Consider the following 17625-nt stretch of genomic DNA (forward strand, 5'->3'; position numbering starts at 1 on the left):
ATCCTGGGCGTAGATTGCCGATGTGCCTGTCGAAGCAGTGATCGAGACCGTCACCGACCCGGCCCAGGCCGGCGCCGTGGCCGAGGTGGCGGCTGCCACGTTCCCTCTGGCATGCCCGCCGCACTCGACGGCCGACGACATCGCGGGGTTCATCCGGGAGAACCTGCACCCGGAACGATTCGCCGACCACATCCACAGTCCCGACAGCGATGTCCTCACGGCGCGTGACGGCATCGCGGGCCCGATCGTGGGTTACGCACTGATCCACCACTGCGCCCCGACCCACCCCGATGTCGCGGCAGTGGTCACCGAGCGGCCGGTCACCGAGATCTCCAAGATGTATGTCGCACCCACCCACCACGCGCTGGGGCGCGGCACTCCCCCGTCACACGCATTGATGCGTGCCGCACTGGATCTGGCGAGAGAGCGCGGGAGTGTGCTGGCGTGGCTCGGCGTCAACCAGGAGAACGTCCGCGCACAACGCTTCTACGCCAAGATGGGCTTCACCCGCGTCGGCGTGAAGACCTTCGACCTGAACGGCTCGATCGAGCACGACTTCATCCTGGCGCAGCCGTTGACGTGACCGGCCCTCCGGTCAGACAGTGGTCTCGGCGAACCTCGACAACGCGAGCAGGCGGGAGGTGGCACGGAGATATTTCTTCCGATACCCGCCCGCGAGCATCTCGTCGGTGAAGATCTCGTCGAGCTTGCTCCCCGACACGGTCACCGGGATGTTGGCATCGTAGAGGCGGTCGGCCAGCACGACGAGACGCAGCGCCACCGACTGATCCTTCGCCGGGTGCACACCCTCGATGCACACCAGCGAGACGCCGTCGACCAGGGCCTTGTACTTCGAGGGATGCAGCGTGCTCAGGTGATCACACAGCGCGTCGAAGTCGTCGAGAGTGGCCCCGGGTGTCGCCGCGGCGACCTCCTCGAGTTCCGCGTCACCACGGGGCTCCGGGGCGGGCGGTAGGTCTCGGTGCCGGTAGTCGGGCCCGTCCACCCGGATGGTCTCGAAGACCGCCGAGAGCTTGCGGATCTCCCTCAGGAAGTCCTGCGCGGCAAACCGGCCCTCGCCGAGCTGGCCGGGCAATGTGTTGGAGGTCGCGGCGATCGAGACGCCCTTTGCGGTGAGCTCGGTCAAGAGACGCGACACCAGCATGGTGTCCCCGGGGTCGTCGAGTTCGAACTCGTCGATGCACAACACCGTGTGATCGGCGAGCCGCTCGACCGCGTTGACGAACCCGAGAGCGCCCACCACGTGCGTGACCTCGACGAAGGTCGCGAACGCCTTCGGTTCCGGCATCGAGTGGTAGATCGAGGCGAGCAGGTGGGTCTTGCCGACACCGAAGCCGCCGTCGAGGTAGAGGCCGACACCCTCGCTTGTCGACTTGCGCGAGAACAGGCCGCGCTTGCCGCCGCGGACCTTGCTCGCGCGGGCGACGAAATCCCGGGCCTTCGACACCGCCTGCGCCTGGGAGGGTTCGGCCGGATCCGGGATGTACGAGTCGAAGCTGACCGTGTCGAACGTCGACGGTGGCACCATCTCGTCGATGAGCGCCTCGGGGGCGACCATCGGATTTCGATCGCAGAGTCGTGCCGTCATAGTGGGAGGGTATCCACCTCGGACATGATGGACTCATGTTCGGTCTCCAGAAAGCGACCCAGGTCACATCGACGCAGGATGAGGCGTCCACCCTGCGGTGGCTCGCCGCGCAGTACGCGTATCCGGACCGACCCGCGTCCCCACCATGTCTGCCCCGTCCCTGTCTGCGGGTGAACATGATCAGTTCGATCGACGGGGCGGTCACCCACAACGGCCGCTCCGGCGACCTCGCCGGCCCGGGCGACAAGGCGGTCTTCCGGGTGCTGCGGGCACTGGCCGACGTGATCATCGTCGGTGCGCGCACCGCCGTCGTGGAGGGCTATCACCGGCCTGCACCCGACGAGGTGTTCGCCGCCATGCGCGCCGAACGTGACCAGGCGCCCGCCCCGGCCCTCGCACTACTGTCACGCACCTTGTCCATCCCCACCGACTTCGCACCCCTTGCGCACCCCGACACGGTGGTCCTCACCTGCCGGTCGGCGTCCGCGGATCGGCGCGCCGCACTTCGCGACGCCGGTGCGACGGTGATCGACTGCGGCGACGACGACGTCGACATGCAGATGGTCCTCGACGTCTGCGCCGAGCGGGGCTGGGTGCGCGCGCTGAGCGAGGGGGGTCCCACCCTGCTCGGATCGTTCATCGACGACGACGTCCTCGACGAACTGTGTGTCACCACGAGCCCCAACGCGGTGGCCGGTGACGCCGGACGCATCGCGCATCACCCTGCCCAGGCGGGCCTCCATCGGATGCGCCCGGTCACGATCATCACCGACGACGATGGCTTCGTGTTCATCCGCTGGGTCCGCGCTTCGGCCGAGGAGCCGTGACGGGTATGCCCGGGCGGCATGACTAGGCTCGCGGACATGCGACGAGCACCCCGGCGGCACGCCGACGGCATCGGATCACGGTCCGCCGCGATGCTGTTCGCGGCCGCGGCCGCGGCGACAGCGATGGTGATAGGGCTGGCGGGTTGTGCGATCGGCCCCGACATCGGACCGGACGCCGTGACGGGCGGGGATGGCGCCGGCGACGCGGCCACGTCGTCGTCGAAGGCCGCCCCCGCACTTCCGGCACTCGCGGCGCCCCGGTCGGACCTCGACTGGAAAGACTGCGCACGGCCGACGGCGGCTCGTTTCGGCGTCCCCGCCCCAGCGGGGTCTCCGTCGAATGCGCCGAGCTCGACGTACCGGTCAACCCGAACAACCCGACCGGCGACACCCTCTCGGTCGCACTGACCCGGACGGCGGTGGCCGCCACCCCGAAAGATGCTGCGCCACTGGTGCTCACCTCCGGGTCGGATCTCCCGTCGTCGCGGACGCTCCTTCTGCTCGCGGCCGGGCCCGGCCGCAACCTGCTGTCGCAGCACCCGGTGGTGGCAATCGACCGTAGGGGCACCCCCATGAGCGGTGACCTCGACTGCATGACCCGCATCGAGCGGTCGGCCATGAGTCGCAACGGTCTTCCCGACGCCGGGTCGTCGAACCAGTCCGAGCGCATCAGCCGGCTGGCCCGGGCCGCATCGTCGGCGTCGGACGGCTGCACCGAGACCCTGACCCCGCATCAGCTCGACTTCGGTGCGGGATTCGCGGCCGCCGACATCGAGGCCCTGCGCATCCGTTGGGGCGTCGATCATCTCGGGCTCATCGGCGTCGGTGAGGGTTCCGACGTGGTGCTCTCCTATGCCAGCAACTACTCGGGCCGCGCCGGACGTATCGTCCTCGACACCCCCACCCCGTTCGGGGCCAACGCGCGTGATCGTGCCGCCACGCAGGCGACGGGGGTGCAGGCCGCCCTCCGGACGTTCGCACAGAGCTGCGCGAGCGCCGGTTCCTGCCCGCTGGGCGCCGACGGCCTGTCGACCATCGGCGATGTCCTCGTCAAGGGACGGACCGGACGTCTCGGTGACATCTCGGATACGCAGGCCCTCTCGGCCATCACGACGGCCATCGCACTGTCCCCGAGCCGACCGCAGGCGGTGACCGAGTTGGCCACCGCGATCTCCGCCGCCGATCGTGGCGACACCGGCGCCCTGACCGGGCTCGTCCGGCGCGCGGAGGGATTGCGGACCGGCGACGGACAGCTGGTCTCCCGCTGCAACGACGTCAGCGGCCCGGTCGGCCAGAACGAGATTCCCGGATTGATCGATGCATGGACCAAGCAGAACCCGCTCACCGGCGCCGACAGCGCGCTGTCGATGCTGCGATGCAACGGCTGGGCGTCATCGACGCCGGTCAATCCACCCAACGCTCTCCCCGTCGACCCCCTGGTGCTCGCGGGTGCGAACGATCCGGTCAACGGTGCCGGCGGCGCGGACGCACTCAAGGCACTGTTCATCAAGGCAGGCGTCACGCCTACCACTGTCTCCTGGGACGGACTGGGCTACTCCGTGCTGGCACGCAGCGGATGCGCAGCCGACACCGTGACCCAGTACCTCGGAGATCGGCCCCTCGGAGAACCCACCGAACGTGGGTGCCCGACCTGATCGACCTGCACGGCAGCACGGCCGACGGCACAGGCTGTGCGAATGCGGGCGCGCAGACGTAGTACGGTTCGCGGGTGGCGATTCTCGACAGGTACCTCCACCCGCAGATGAGTGCGCAGCGGATCATCCCGCTGGTGTTGTGGCCGATCACCATCATGATGATCTTCCACCGCTCGGTGATCCTCGGTGTCAACGGAGACCGCACCGACGACTTCAAGCCCGTGTACCAGGCTGCGCTGCAGTTCCTGAATCGCCAACCGGTCTACGGCGAGAACTTCAACACCGTCGATCCGCACTACTTGTACCCGCCGTCGGGAACACTGCTGATGGCGCCGATGGCGATCATCGATCCGGAGCGCGCTCGCTGGCTGTTCATCGCGCTCAGCGTTCTGGCGCTCATCGCAAGCGCCTACCTGCTCGCCAAGCTGTTCGGGTTCTCTGCGCGGTCGTGGGTCGTGCCGGTGATCCTGTTCTTCTTCTTCAGCACCGAGACGGTGGCGCACACCCTCATCTTCACGAACTTCAACTCGTTCGTCCTGCTCGGCATGCTCGCGTTCATGCTGCTGATGATGCGGCGCCGAGATCTGTGGGCCGGCGTCCCGATCGGTCTCACCGTCGCGGTGAAACCCGTGTTGTTGCCACTTCTGCTGCTGCCGTTGCTCAACCGGCAGTGGCGGATCCTGGTCACGGCGATCGGGATCCCGGTGGTGCTGACCGTGGTGGCGTGGCCGTTGGTGGTCGATCCGAAGGACTTCATCACCCGGACGATGCCCTACCTCAACGAGGCCCGGGACTACTACAACAGTTCGATCGCCGGCAACGGCGCCTATTTCGGGGTCGCGGACTGGCTGATCATCCTGCTCCGCGTCGCATTCGTGGTGATGGCGGTGTTCGCGCTCTGGTTCCTCTACCGCTACTACCGCCGTACCGACGAACTGCTGTGGCTCACCACGTCGTCCGGGGTGCTGCTGGTGACCACCTTCCTGGTCGGCGCACTCGGCCAGGGCTACTACTCGATGCTGCTGTTCCCGCTGTTGATGACGGTGTTCCTGTCCGGGTCGACGATGCGCAACTGGCCGGCGTGGCTCGGCGTGTACGGCTGCATGAGTTTCGACTCGTTCTACTCGGTGCGATGGGAGGCGTTCGGTCGCCAGCTCGAGTTCAACAAGGTCACCTGGGGCTGGTCGCTGCTGATGATCGCGGTCTTCTGTTCGCTGCTGTTCCGATACCTCGACATGCGCCGGGACGGCGTCACCGCACTCGGTGACGACGCCGCGTCGAGCTCCTCCGCGGCCCCGGCCGGCGGCGAGACATCCGGCGGCGGTGGCGATGATCGTGGCGCAGTGGCTACCGTGGAGAAATGACCTCGAATCGTCCTGCCGATCCCGACGCCGCCGACATCACCGATGAGCAGTGGCGTGAGCGGCTGACCCCCGAGGAGTACCGCGTGCTCCGCGAGGCCGGGACCGAGGCTCCGTTCACCGGTGAGTACACCGACACCACGACCGTCGGCGTCTACCGCTGCCGTGCCTGTGACGCCGAGCTGTTCCGCAGCGAGCAGAAGTTCGAGTCGCACTGCGGGTGGCCGTCGTTCTTCTCCCCGCTCGCCGGCGACGCGGTCATCGAACGCGCCGACAACTCGCTCGGCATGCGCCGCGTCGAGGTGCTGTGCGCCAATTGCGGCAGTCACCTCGGGCACGTCTTCGAGGGCGAGGGCTACGACACCCCGACCGATCTGCGGTACTGCATCAACTCGATCAGCCTCACGCACGAACCGGCAGAGGACTGAGACCCGAACACGCCTGCCGGCGCCGCCCCTCAGGGCAGCGCGTCGATCAACGTGGTCGGTTCGACCCGCGGACCCGTGAAGAACGGGGTCTCCTCGCGCACGTGCAGACGTGCTTCGGTGGCACGCAGGTCACGCATGAGATCGACGATCCGATGCAGTTCCGGCGCCTCGAACGCGAGCAACCATTCGTAGTCGCCGAGAGCGAACGACGACACGGTGTTGGCCCGGACGTCCTTGTACGCGCGGGCGGCCATGCCGTGATCTGCGAGCATCTTGCGACGTTCCTCGTCGGGCAGCAGATACCACTCGTAGGACCGGACGAACGGGTAGACGCAGATGTAGGCACCCGGTTCCTCACCGGCCAGGAACGCCGGGATGTGGCTCTTGTTGAATTCCGCCGGCCGATGGAGTGCGACATTGCTCCACACTGCATCACAGGCCTTCCCCAGCACCGTCTCCCGCCGGAATCGCGCATACGCCGCCTGCAGCTGCTCGACCTCCTCGGCATGCCACCAGATCATGAAGTCGGCGTCGGCGCGCAGGCCGGACACGTCGTAGACGCCGCGCACCACCACCCCGGCGTCCTCCAGCGACTTGAAGAAGTCCGTCGCGTCGGCCTTCGCCTGATCGCGATCGGCCCCCAGCTCGCCGGGCCTGACCGCGAACACCGAGAACATCAGGTAGCGAACAGTGGCGTTGAGTTCTGCATAGTCCAAGCGGCTCATGGGTTCATGGTGCCACCGGCGGCCGAATCCGGGGAAGGCAGGTCACATCGCCGGGTGCCGGGGCCCCGCGGACGATCGGCTCGGTCAGGCGAGATCCGTGAGCAGGTCGGCCACCGCACGCCCCGCCTGGCCGATGCAGGCCGGGACGCCCACCCCGGCGTACGCGGAACCGGCGAAGGTGAGACGTGCGGGTCGCGACCGCAGAACCTCGGCCATGGCCGCGAGGTGGCCCGGACCATACACCGGCAGGCCGTTTGTCCAACGCTGCACGAACACGTCGGTCACGCGACCCGACGGCTGCGGGACTCCCGCCGCCCGGCACACCTCGTCGAGATCGTCGACCGCCTCGGCACGAATCCGGTCGTCCACGCCTTCCTCGACGCAGTCGTCGGGTACGGGGGCGCCGAACCGACCGAAGGAGGCACGCACAGACACCGGGCGATCATCGTCGGACAGGTGCGGCCACTTCTGCGAGCTGAAGGTGAAGGCCTTGGCGCGCAAGCTGTCCCCGGTGGCCGCCAACACGCCGGAATGCTCCGGTAGCCGTGTGCCCGGCTCGAGCGCGATGGACACCACCACCGACGAGGCGCGCCGCACCGCGATCAGCGGCGTGGCGAGATGCGGCAGCGATCTGCGCATGATGTGACCGGCCAACCAGGCCGGGATCGCGAGGACAACCCCGTCGTAGTCGACGGTGTGGTCACCGATCTCCAGCGTCCAGCCCCCCGGTCGCGGGGCCAATCCGGTGACGAACGAACAGTTCCGCGGTTCGATCCCGGCTGCGTCGACCAACGTCTCGAGAAGTACCGAGTAGCCACCGATCAACGCCCCGAAGACCGGACCCGAACCGGTCGCGCGCGAGGTCAGGTCGGCCACCGCCGCCGACAGACTCGGCGCGCCGGCATCCAGGCCTGCCGCAAGGGCCGGGATCGACTCGCGCAGCCCGATGTCACCCGCCAGGCTCGAGTAGACGCCGCCCAGCATCGGATCGACGCTGCGCGCAACCACCGACGGACCGAATCGCTCCGCCACCAACTCGCCGACTGTCGGTGTGCGGTCCGGACTCCAATCCAGGCCCCGGTGGGGTTCGGCCCGGATTCGGTCGAGATCGGCCGGATCAACCAGTCCGGCAACAGCTTCCGCACCTGCCGGGATCCCCATCAGGGCGGGCGTGGGCATCGGGTGCAGGCGTCCCCCGGCCCAGACCGCGGGACGTCGCGGCGTCGGCGCCACGACTCGGTCGGCCAGTCCGAGCTCGCCGATCAGGTCCAGCGCCTCCGGTCGGCGGACGATGAACGCCTCAGCTCCCACGTCGACCCGCCGGCCACCGACCTCCGTCGTCAGCAGGTCGCCGCCGAGCCGGTCACCCGCATCGAAGAGGTCGATCTGCGCGTCGTGCCCGAGTGCCCGTCGCAGGCGGTAGGCCGCCGTGAGTCCGGAGATGCCACCTCCGACGACCGCGACCCGGACCATCAGATCGTGTGGATCAACTCGACGGCCCGGGTGAGCACGTCGGGGTCGGTGTCGGGCAACACACCGTGACCGAGGTTGACGATGTGCCCGGTCGCGCCCGCCCGGACCGCACGCTCTCCGTCTGCGATCACCCGGCGAACCTCACGCTCGACGACGTCGGGTCCGGCGAACAGCATCGTCGGATCGAGATTGCCCTGGACGGCTTTCCCCGGGCCGACCCGACGCACCGCCTCGTCGAGCGGTACCCGCCAGTCGACGCCGATCACGTCGGCACCGGCATCGGACATCGCGCGGAGCAGCTCGCCCGTACCCACGCCGAAGTGGATTCTCGGCACCCCGTAGCCGGCGATCTCGGCGAAGACACGCGCACTGTGCGGCGCCACGAAGGTCTGGTAGTCCGCGAGGGACAACATGCCTGCCCACGAGTCGAACAGCTGGACCGCGTCCACACCTGCGTCGAGCTGGACTCGTAAGAAGGCGATGGTGATGTCGGCGAGCCGGCCCATCAACGCATGCCACGTCTCCGGCTCACCGTGCATCAGCGCCTTGGTACGCGCGTAGTTGCGGCTCGGTCCACCCTCGATCAGGTATGACGCCAGCGTGAACGGCGCGCCGGCGAAGCCGATCAGCGCCGCCGCCTCCGGCAGTTCGTCGAGGAGCAGCTCGATCGCGCGGGCGATCGCGCCCACGGACTCCGGTTCCAGGCGCGGCAGGGCCGTGACGTCGGCGGTCGTGCGGATCGGCGATGCGATCACCGGACCGGTGCCGGCCACGATGTCGAGGTCGATGCCGGCCGCCTTCAGCGGCACCACGATGTCGGAGAACAAGATGGCGGCGTCCACGTCGTGCCTGCGCACGGGCTGCATGGTGATCTCGCAGACCAGGGCCGAGTCGAAACACGACTCGAGCATTCCGTGGTCGGCCCGGATGGCGCGATACTCGGGCAGGGATCGTCCTGCCTGGCGCATGAACCACACCGGTCGACGGCTGGGGGTCTCACCGGTGGCCGCGGCGACGAGCGGACGATGGTGCGCACGGCGGGCCTGGGATCGCGTTGTCTCGGACATCAGTGCCTACTCTGCCATGTGTCGGCGCGCCTCCGACGACGGTGGGGTGGCCCGCCCTACCGTCGAACGGTGACCTCTTCTGGAGCTCCGACGGAGCCTGCTGACTTCCGCACCGCGGTCGAGTCATTGCACGCCGCGCGGATCCGGCCGGAAATCGAGGTCGGTCCGATCCGCCCCCGCAACGATTGGCCCCCTACAGCTACGCGGTGGGCGCTGAGGTCCGGCCCGGTGCCGATGATCCCGACGAGATCCCGGTCGACTCGACCGGGAGTTCCTTCGGGCGTCTGATCCTGCTGTACGACCCGGCGGGCCAGGAGGCCTGGAACGGGACGATGCGCCTGGTCGCCTACATCCAGGCCGAGGTGGAGGCGGCGCTCGCGATGGACCCGCTGCTGCCGGAGGTGGCCTGGAGCTGGCTGTCGGACGCGCTCGGCGTGCCGCCGGGCGAGACAGCAACCACCGATGCGTCCACGTCGGACCGCGACGTCGAGGTGACCGCCCTCGGCGGCACCGTGACCTCCACGACGTCGGTGCGCTACGGCGACATCGCCGGTCCGCCGCGGGCGCATCAGCTCGAACTCCGCGCCTCGTGGACGGCGACCGGCCTTGACCTCGGCACCCATCTCGAGGCTTTCTGTGATGTCCTCTCCGCTGCCGCCGGTCTCCCACCGGCCGGTGTCACCGAACTGGGCTCGATCTGAGTCGCCGCGGGTCCGGCCATGACGACCGCTGACGATCAGCCCGGCGGCCGGAGTGAGCCCGACGATGTGGCCGCCGAGCCGCCCACCGTCCCGCTTCTCCGGCCCTCCGACGGCGTCCCTCCGGTGCTCACCACACCATCCGAGTTCGCCGAGGCGGCCGCGCTGATCGCAGACGCCGACGGACCGATCGCGGTCGACACCGAGCGCGCATCGGGGTACCGCTACTCGCAACGGGCATACCTGATCCAGATCCGACGGCTGGGAGCGGGCACATTTCTGCTCGATCCGATCGAACACCCGGACGCGCTCGCACCCGTCATCGCCGCGCTCGACGGCCCCGAATGGGTTTTGCACGCCGCTGACCAGGACCTCCCGTGCCTGCGTGAACTCGGATTCGTCTGCCGGAACCTCTACGACACCGAATTGGCCGGCCGACTGCTCGGCCTGGCCAAGGTGAATCTCGCCGCGATGGTGGCCGAATTCCTCGGTCTCGGCCTGGTCAAAGGGCACGGCGCAGCCGACTGGTCGCGACGCCCCTTTCCCGCGGACTGGCTCAACTACGCGGCGCTCGACGTCGAGGTCCTGGTGGAGTTACGTGACGCGATGGAGGCCGCCCTCGTCGAGGCGGGGAAGTCGGCCTGGGCCCGGGAGGAGTTCCAGGCGGTACTCGATCGGCCGGCGCCCCCGCCGCGAACCGACCGCTGGCGCAAGACGTCGAATCTGCACACCATCAAGAGCACCCGGACGCTGGCGGCGATCCGGGAGTTGTGGACCGCGCGCGAAGAGCTCGCGCAGCGTCGCGATGTCGCGCCCGGACGTATCCTGCCCGACTCTGCGATCGTCACCGCGGCCACCGCAGATCCGACGACACAGTCCGAACTCCTGGGGTTGCCGGTGTTCGGCGGCCCGCGGCAACGCCGGCAGGCCCGTATCTGGCTCGAGGCCCTACACCGGGCCCGTGAACTGCCGGACAACGAACTGCCGTCGCGTAGGTCACCGACGGTCGGGCTGCCGCCGGTGAACCGATGGGATCAACGCAATCCCGAGGCGGCGGCCCGTGCAGCGAAAGTGCGACCGCTGGTCCGCGACATCGCCGGGGCGCACAATCTCCCCGTCGAGAACCTGCTCGCACCCGACACGGTTCGCCAATTGTGTTGGGATGGTGTCGATCTCCCCGCCGGCACTGACGCGGTGGATCACCGCCTGGCAGCGCTCGGCGCCCGACAGTGGCAGCGTGACCTGTGCGCGTCGGCGATCGCCGACGCGCTCAACGAGACAACTGCCGATCCGAGCGACTGACCCTCGGCGGTCTCCGCTCAGGCGTCCGGTTCCGAACTCCGGCTCGACGGCTCGACGTTCGCATTCTCTGCGTGGTGACCGAGGTCGGCCGTGTCATCGAGGCCCGGCACGGCCTGCATACCGGCCACCGTCGCGGTGATGGTGCGTGCCAGATCCTGTGCGGTGAGCCCGAATTCGGCGAGCAGTTCGCCGCGCGACGCATGTGTGACGAAATCCTGTGGGATGCCGCGGTGCTGTACTGGTACCGCGACGTCGGCCTCCGACAGCGCGTCACTGACGGCCGACCCGACGCCACCGCGTACACCGCTGTCCTCCAACGTGACCACCAGCCGGTGCCGTGCCGCGAGGGGCGCGATCGACGCGGGAACCGGCAACACCCACCGCGGGTCCACCACTGTCGCGTCGATGCCCTGCTGTCCGAGCCGCTGCGCCGTGTCGACCGCGAGTGCGCAGAACGCACCAACCGCGACGATCAGGACATCACCGGACGCCTCGCCGACACCGGGCGTGGACCGGTACAGCACATCGACGCCGTCGTCGAGACGCTCCACCGCCCGGATATCCTCCGGTACAGCGCCTTTGGAGAACCGCAGCGCTGTCGGGCCATCGGTGACCGCCAGCGCCTCGTCGAGCTCTTCACGCAGGCGTACGGCGTCGCGGGGCGCCGCCACAGCCAGACCCGGCACGAGTGACATCAACGACAGATCCCACATGCCGTGGTGGCTGGGACCGTCGGGGCCGGTGATCCCCGACCTGTCGAGAACCAGGGTGACCGGGAGGCGTAACAGGGCCACATCCATGAGCAACTGATCGAACGCGCGGTTGAGGAACGTGGAATAGATGGCCACCACCGGGTGCATCCCGCCCAGCGCCAGACCGGCCGCGGAGGTCATCGCGTGCTGCTCGGCGATACCCACGTCGAACATACGATCCGGGAATCTCTCGCCGAACGGTGTCAGGCCGGTCGGACCGGGCATCGCCGCCGTGATGGCGACGACATCGTCGCGACGCCCACCCGCCTCGACCAGCGCCGCCGAGAACACCGACGTCCAGTCCTGCGGTGAGACACTCGTGGCGCGCCCGGTCCGCGGATCGATGACGCCGGTCGAGTGCATCTGATCGGCCTCGTGATTCTCCGCCGGCGCGTAACCCATCCCCTTTCGGGTGACGGTGTGCACGATCACCGGGCCGCCGAAGGCCTTCGCGTGGCCGAGTGCCGACTCCAACGCCCCGATGTCGTGTCCGTCGACCGGACCGACGTACTTGAGTCCCAGGTCGGTGAACATCGCCTGCGGCGCGATGAGATCCTTCAACCCGCTCTTCATACCGTGCAGGACCGCGTAGGCCGGTGGACCCACGATGGGCAACTGCTTGACCGCTCTGCGGCTCTCGTCCAGAAACCGCTCATATCCGGGCTGCAGACGCAGGCCCGACAGATGTCGTGCCAGCCCGCCGATCGTCGGCGCATAGGAGCGTCCGTTGTCGTTGACCACGACGACGAGGGGGCGGTCACCCCCGGCGATGTTGTTCAACGCCTCCCAGCACATACCGCCGGTGAGAGCGCCGTCGCCGACGACCGCGACCACCGTGCGCGTGTCCTGCCCGGTGAGCTCGAACGACTTCGCGAGCCCGTCGGCATACGACAGCGCCGCCGACGCATGCGAGGACTCCACCCAGTCGTGCTCGCTCTCGGCCCGGTCCTGATACCCGGTCAGCCCGTCCTTCTGGCGGAGGGTGTCGAAACCCGCGGTACGGCCGGTGACGATCTTGTGCACATAACTCTGGTGGCCGGTGTCGAAGATGATCGGATCGGTCGGTGAGTCGAAGACGCGGTGCAACGCCAGCGTCAGTTCAACCACTCCGAGATTGGGACCGAGGTGGCCACCGGTCGCCGAGACCTTTGCGATGAGGAACTCGCGGACCTCGCCCGCAAGGGTGATCATCTCCTCCGACGACAGCGTCCGCAGGTCGGCCGGCGATCCGATCGTGTCCAGCACGCCCATCGAATCCTCCATCACAAGTCCACGGCCCGGTCCGTGAGCGCGCCGGGCTGTCGGCGCGATCGGCATATCCGGGCCCATTCGGCACACACGGTCATGTGCTCAACAGTCTACGGACCCTGCGCAGGGTCCTCGCCCCGCAAGGCGGCGCTCGGGCGACGAGTCCGTCACATCTCGCGGTGCGCGGGTACCAGGCAGGCGATGGCCTCCACATGGTGTGTCATCGGAAACGCGTCGAAGGAGCGGATCACTCGGGGCTGGTACCCGTGCTCGGCGAAGAGCGCCAGGTCACGCGCGAACCGTCCCACGTCACAGCCCACGTGAACGATCACCGCCGGGTCGGCATCGGCGACCACATCGATCACGGCTGCCCCCGCGCCGGTGCGGGGCGGGTCGAGGATCACCACGTCGGGCGTGGGTAGCCCGGCCGCCACGCCGGCGACGTCACCGGGATGCAGGACCACCCGGTCATCGTCGGCGAAGGTCCGCTCGGCGGCCGAGACGGCGGCCGTATCGGACTCGACCACGTGCACGGTTCCGATGGCTTCCAGTCCATCGCCCGGGGCGTCGAGCATCGCCGCGGCGAATACGCCGGCACCGCCGTAGAGATCCCACGCGACGAGCGGCTCCGGCCCGGCCGCGAGCTCCACGCCGGCCAGCAGTTCGACCACGGTGCGCGCATAGGCCGACGGTGCGGCGCGATGTGCCTGCCAGAACGCCGCGACCGGAATCTGCCATATCCGATCCCCCACCCGATGGGCGGCCATGGGATCACCCTCGACGACCCGCTGGGCGCGGGGCGCCTCGCGACCCCTGCGTATCGATTGCGTCCGACCGCGCGTACCGGGTCGGCTTCGCCGCGCATGCACACGAGGTGGGGCGAGTTCGGTGATGTGGCGACGTCCGTCCATGTCGGCGACCACCGCGAGATCCGCTCCGGGCGTGACGGTGTAAGCGTCGAGTCCGTCGACCATTCCGGGTTCAGGTGCGGCACAAGGGTGATCGGTGATGATGGACGAGCCGTGGAACGCGTGCATCCCAGCGCGACCCTCGGCATCGACACCGAGTCGGGTCCGCACCCGCCAGTGGGTGCCGTCATCTCCCAGCGACGCGACCGTGCCCGCGTCGATGCCGTCGAGATCGGCCACCGAGAACCGGCCTATGCGCGTAAGCGCATCCAGGATGACCTGTCCCTTCAGCGTTCGCGCGTGCCCGGGCTCGACGAACCCGAGATCGCAGCAGCCTGCCCCGTGACGTGCGGCGTCGCATGGCGTGTCGATGCGGTGCGCCGACGGCTCCAGGATCTCGACCACCTCCCCGCGCAGGAAGCTCTCCCGTCGGTCGTCGGTGATCTGCACGCGGACCTGCTCACCCGGGATGGCGCCACGGACGAAGACGACGCGACCGTCCACCCGACCGACCGACTCGCCGCCGTTGGCGGGGCGGTCCAGCCGTACGATCAGCTCGGCGCCCACACCGCCTGCCCTGCCGATGGATTCGTTCATCGCTGCTCCGGGTCACCACCGAGGGCACGACGGGTGTCCCCGGGAGCCGAATATGCGAGGTCTCGGTTCTTGAGGCGATCCGACGATGTCAGCTGCCACGGGACCGAGGTCACCATCACGCCCGGCTCGAAGAGCAGCCGCCCCTTGAGACGCAGCGCGGATTGGTTGTGAAGGATCTGCTCCCACCAGTGCCCGACCACGTACTCGGGGATGAACACGGTGATCACGTCCCGGGGCGATTCGCGCCGCACCCGTCGGACGTACTCGATGACGGGGCGGGTGATCTCGCGGTACGGCGAGGCGATCACCTTGAGCGGCACGGTGATGTCGCTCGCCTCCCATTGCGACACCAGCTTGCGGGTGTCGCGGTCGTCGACGTTCACCGTGATCGCCTCGAGCACGTCGGGCCGGGTGGCGCGGGCGTACAGCACCGCACGCTTGGTCGCCAGGTGCAGCGTCGAGACCAGCACGATCGAATGGGTCCGGCTGGGCAACACCGGTTCGTCTTCCTCGAGTTCGAGCTCGCGCTGCACGGTCGCGTAATGCCGGTGGATCAGCTTCATCACCACGAACAGAGCCACCATCGCCAGGATCGCGATCCATGCCCCGGCACGGAACTTCGTGATCAGGACCACCACGAGGACGCTCGCCGTCATCACCAGGCCGATCGAGTTGATCACCCGCGACTGCATCATCCGCCGCCGGGCGCGCGGATCGGTCTCGGTACGCAGGTGACGCGTCCAATGCCGCACCATGCCGGTCTGGCTGAGGGTGAACGACACGAACACGCCGACGATGTACAGCTGGATCAAGGACGTGACCTGAGCGCCGAACGCGACCACGAAGATGATGGCCGCCAGCGCCAGGAAGAGGATCCCGTTGCTGAATGCGAGCCGGTCACCGCGGGTGTGGAGCTGGCGCGGCAGGAACCGGTCCTGCGCGAGCACCGAGCCGAGCACCGGGAATCCGTTGAACGCGGTGTTCGCGGCCAGCAACAGGATCAGCGCGGTGGCCGTCGCGACGAAGTAGAAGCCGGGCGTGAAGGAATCGAAGACGGCATGGGCGAGCTGAGCGATCATCGCCTTTTGCTGATATCCCTCGGGAGCGCCGATCAGGTCGGTGGCCGGGTCCATCACATATTTCGCGCCGATCCGCTGGGCGAGCAACACGATACCGAGCAGCAAGGTGATGGAGAACGCGCCGAGAAGGAACAGTGTCGTGGCGGCATTGCGGGACTTGGGCTTGCGAAAGGCCGGGACGCCGTTGCTGATGGCCTCGACACCGGTGAGCGCCGCACAACCGGAGGAGAACGCCCGCGCGATCAAGAAGACGAAGGCTATCCCCACGAGATGATCCTGCTCGGGACGGATGCCGAAATCCGCAGCCTCCGACCGAACCGGCTCGTTCAGGATGACCAGCTCGATGAATCCCCAGATGAGCATGGCGAGAACACCGATGATGAACGCGTATGTCGGGATGGCGAGGACCGTGCCCGACTCCTTGATGCCGCGCAGGTTGACCGCGGCCATCAACACGATCGCCGCGACACAGAACCAGACCCTGTGCTCGGACACGAACGGGATCGCCGAACCGATGTTCTCCGCCGCCGACGAGATCGACACGGCGACGGTCAGCACGTAGTCGACCAGCAGTGCGCTACCGACCGTCAGACCGGCGTTGGGGCCGAGGTTGACGGTGGCCACCTCGTAATCGCCGCCGCCGGAGGGATAGGCGTGCACGTTCTGCCGATAGCTCGCGACGACGACGATCATCACCACGGCGACGGCCAGCGCGACCCACGGGGTGAAGGTCAGCGCACTCAGACCCGCGACGGACAGGACGAGGAAGATCTCCTGCGGCGCGTAGGCCACCGACGACATGGCATCTGAGGCGAAGACGGGAAGCGCGATGCGCTTGGGCAACAGGGTGTGACCCAGTTTGTCACTACGGAACGGGCGGCCGAGCAGCAGACGTTTCGTCGCCACGGACACCTTGGACACGGTGGACACCAGGCAACACTAGAGCGTGTAGTAGACAAAGGCCACAAGGGGCCACAGGCCCGGGCCACAAGGGGCCACAGGCCCGGGCCACAAGGGGCCACAGGCCCGGGCCACAAGGGGCCACAGGCCCGGGCCACAAGGGGCCACAGGCCCGGGCCACAAGGGGCCACAGGCCCGGGCCACCCGAGGTCGCGACACGGTATCGGTGGTCTCGCGCGCGGGTTCACCCGTGCGGGTAGGTTCGATGCGTCCAACGCGTATGCGTCGGGCACCGACTCGGACGCCGAGGCCGTGGAGAGGATGGACGTGCAGGTAGTCATCATGGGTTGCGGGCGCGTGGGGTCGTCGCTGGCGATGGCGATGCAGAAGCGCGGCCACACCGTGTCGATCATCGACCGCGATCATTCTGCGTTCGTCCGCCTCAGTCCCGACTTCCGCGGCACCACCGTGATCGGGGTCGGATTCGACCGGGATGTCCTGACCAGGGCAGGGATCGAGACCGCCGACGCGTTCGCCGCGGTCTCCTCTGGTGACAACTCCAACATCATCGCGGCGCGGGTGGCGCGGGAGACCTTCGGCGTCGAACGAGTCGTGGCACGCATCTACGACGCCAAACGCGCCGAGGTCTACGAACGCCTCGGCATCCCGACAGTGGCGACCGTGCCCTGGACCACCGAGCGCTTCGTCTCGGCGCTCGGCGAGACGTCGACGACCACTGCGTGGCGTGACCCGTCGGGCGCGTTGGCCATCGCCCAACTCGACATCGACGAAACGTGGATCGGCGTGACCGTCGGGAAGTTCCAGGAGGAGACCGGCGCTCGGATCGCGTTCCTCACCCGGCTGGGCAGACCAGTCCTACCGGACGTGAAAACCGTTCTCCAACAAGAAGATCTCATCTACGCAGCCACACTGACCGACAATCTCGCCAATGCCCGTGCAACCGCACTGGCCCCATACCGCACCTCTGACTGAGGG

The 17625-nt window shown here is 68.2% G+C and carries 13 protein-coding genes and 2 pseudogenes; 8 read left to right on the plus strand and 7 right to left on the minus strand.

The window, feature by feature from the left end; translation table 11 throughout:
• Window positions 1–22: 22 nt before the first annotated feature.
• Window positions 23–583, plus strand: a complete 561-nt coding sequence (locus GTV32_RS05375) for a GNAT family N-acetyltransferase (protein ID WP_161059249.1) — start codon at window positions 23–25, stop codon at window positions 581–583.
• Between the two features lie 12 nt (window positions 584–595).
• Here GTV32_RS05375 and zapE read toward each other — a convergent pair whose 3' ends face one another.
• Entirely contained in the window at window positions 596–1609 is a 1014-nt protein-coding gene (gene zapE / locus GTV32_RS05380) for a cell division protein ZapE (protein ID WP_161059250.1), read from the minus strand.
• 35 nt (window positions 1610–1644) lie between these two features.
• Here zapE and GTV32_RS05385 point away from each other — a divergent pair, with 35 nt between their 5' ends.
• From GTV32_RS05385 to msrB, 4 genes and pseudogenes are all read left to right on the plus strand, one after another.
• Window positions 1645–2436 (plus strand): pyrimidine reductase family protein, encoded by a 792-nt coding sequence (locus GTV32_RS05385; RefSeq protein WP_161059251.1) that lies wholly within the window; start codon window positions 1645–1647, stop codon window positions 2434–2436.
• Window positions 2437–2559: 123 nt separating this feature from the next.
• Window positions 2560–4091: pseudogene (locus GTV32_RS05390) on the plus strand (alpha/beta hydrolase).
• 74 nt (window positions 4092–4165) lie between these two features.
• Window positions 4166–5455: a glycosyltransferase family 87 protein gene (locus GTV32_RS05395; protein WP_161059252.1), complete on the plus strand. Its 1290-nt coding sequence runs from the start codon at window positions 4166–4168 to the stop codon at window positions 5453–5455.
• A complete protein-coding gene (gene msrB / locus GTV32_RS05400; RefSeq protein WP_161059253.1) occupies window positions 5452–5880 on the plus strand; it encodes a peptide-methionine (R)-S-oxide reductase MsrB in 429 nt (142 codons plus the stop codon). The genes GTV32_RS05395 and msrB overlap by 4 nt, the downstream gene beginning before the upstream one ends.
• 29 nt (window positions 5881–5909) lie before the next feature.
• On the opposite strand, the gene hemQ is transcribed toward msrB, so the two are convergent.
• The 3 genes from hemQ to hemE all read right to left on the minus strand — a co-directional run bounded on the left by hemQ (window position 5910) and on the right by hemE (window position 9145).
• Complete coding sequence (gene hemQ, locus GTV32_RS05405; RefSeq protein ID WP_161059254.1) at window positions 5910–6605, minus strand: hydrogen peroxide-dependent heme synthase; 696 nt, start codon at window positions 6603–6605, stop codon at window positions 5910–5912.
• A gap of 84 nt (window positions 6606–6689) precedes the next feature.
• Window positions 6690–8078, minus strand: coding sequence for an FAD-dependent oxidoreductase (locus GTV32_RS05410; RefSeq protein WP_161059255.1), 1389 nt, complete (start codon window positions 8076–8078; stop codon window positions 6690–6692).
• Window positions 8078–9145: a uroporphyrinogen decarboxylase gene (gene hemE / locus GTV32_RS05415; RefSeq protein WP_161059256.1), complete on the minus strand. Its 1068-nt coding sequence runs from the start codon at window positions 9143–9145 to the stop codon at window positions 8078–8080. Before hemE ends, GTV32_RS05410 begins: the two co-directional genes overlap by 1 nt.
• A 69-nt stretch (window positions 9146–9214) precedes the next feature.
• Between hemE and GTV32_RS05420 the strand changes: the two are divergent.
• A pseudogene (locus GTV32_RS05420) lies at window positions 9215–9846 on the plus strand (DUF3000 domain-containing protein).
• Between the two features lie 18 nt (window positions 9847–9864).
• Window positions 9865–11145 (plus strand): ribonuclease D, encoded by a 1281-nt coding sequence (locus tag GTV32_RS05425; RefSeq protein ID WP_161059257.1) that lies wholly within the window; start codon window positions 9865–9867, stop codon window positions 11143–11145.
• Window positions 11146–11162: 17 nt separating this feature from the next.
• Here GTV32_RS05425 and dxs read toward each other — a convergent pair whose 3' ends face one another.
• The 3 genes from dxs to GTV32_RS05440 form a co-directional block, all read right to left on the minus strand.
• Window positions 11163–13148: a 1-deoxy-D-xylulose-5-phosphate synthase gene (dxs, locus tag GTV32_RS05430; protein ID WP_161062359.1), complete on the minus strand. Its 1986-nt coding sequence runs from the start codon at window positions 13146–13148 to the stop codon at window positions 11163–11165.
• Window positions 13149–13312: 164 nt separating this feature from the next.
• A complete protein-coding gene (locus GTV32_RS05435; protein ID WP_161059258.1) occupies window positions 13313–14650 on the minus strand; it encodes a TRAM domain-containing protein in 1338 nt (445 codons plus the stop codon).
• Entirely contained in the window at window positions 14647–16659 is a 2013-nt protein-coding gene (locus tag GTV32_RS05440; RefSeq protein ID WP_343287217.1) for an APC family permease, read from the minus strand. Before GTV32_RS05440 ends, GTV32_RS05435 begins: the two co-directional genes overlap by 4 nt.
• A gap of 297 nt (window positions 16660–16956) precedes the next feature.
• On the opposite strand from GTV32_RS05440, the gene GTV32_RS05445 reads away from it, so the two are divergent.
• Complete coding sequence (locus GTV32_RS05445) at window positions 16957–17622, plus strand: TrkA family potassium uptake protein (protein WP_161062361.1); 666 nt, start codon at window positions 16957–16959, stop codon at window positions 17620–17622.
• Window positions 17623–17625: the final 3 nt, after the last annotated feature.

Origin of the sequence: Gordonia sp. SID5947 (genome assembly GCF_009862785.1) — a bacterium.
Taxonomy (GTDB): domain Bacteria; phylum Actinomycetota; class Actinomycetes; order Mycobacteriales; family Mycobacteriaceae; genus Gordonia.

What these genes read in the sequence shown, in the direction of transcription:
- GTV32_RS05410 (WP_161059255.1), bottom strand. Translation starts at nt 8,078, where the DNA reads ATGGTCCGGGTCGCGGTCGTCGGAGGTGGCATCTCCGGACTCACGGCG.
- GTV32_RS05385 (WP_161059251.1), top strand. Translation starts at nt 1,645, where the DNA reads ATGTTCGGTCTCCAGAAAGCGACCCAGGTCACATCGACGCAGGATGAG.
- hemE (WP_161059256.1), bottom strand. Translation starts at nt 9,145, where the DNA reads ATGTCCGAGACAACGCGATCCCAGGCCCGCCGTGCGCACCATCGTCCG.
- zapE (WP_161059250.1), bottom strand. Translation starts at nt 1,609, where the DNA reads ATGACGGCACGACTCTGCGATCGAAATCCGATGGTCGCCCCCGAGGCG.
- msrB (WP_161059253.1), top strand. Translation starts at nt 5,452, where the DNA reads ATGACCTCGAATCGTCCTGCCGATCCCGACGCCGCCGACATCACCGAT.
- dxs (WP_161062359.1), bottom strand. Translation starts at nt 13,148, where the DNA reads ATGGGCGTGCTGGACACGATCGGATCGCCGGCCGACCTGCGGACGCTG.
- hemQ (WP_161059254.1), bottom strand. Translation starts at nt 6,605, where the DNA reads ATGAGCCGCTTGGACTATGCAGAACTCAACGCCACTGTTCGCTACCTG.
- GTV32_RS05435 (WP_161059258.1), bottom strand. Translation starts at nt 14,650, where the DNA reads ATGAACGAATCCATCGGCAGGGCAGGCGGTGTGGGCGCCGAGCTGATC.
- GTV32_RS05425 (WP_161059257.1), top strand. Translation starts at nt 9,865, where the DNA reads ATGACGACCGCTGACGATCAGCCCGGCGGCCGGAGTGAGCCCGACGAT.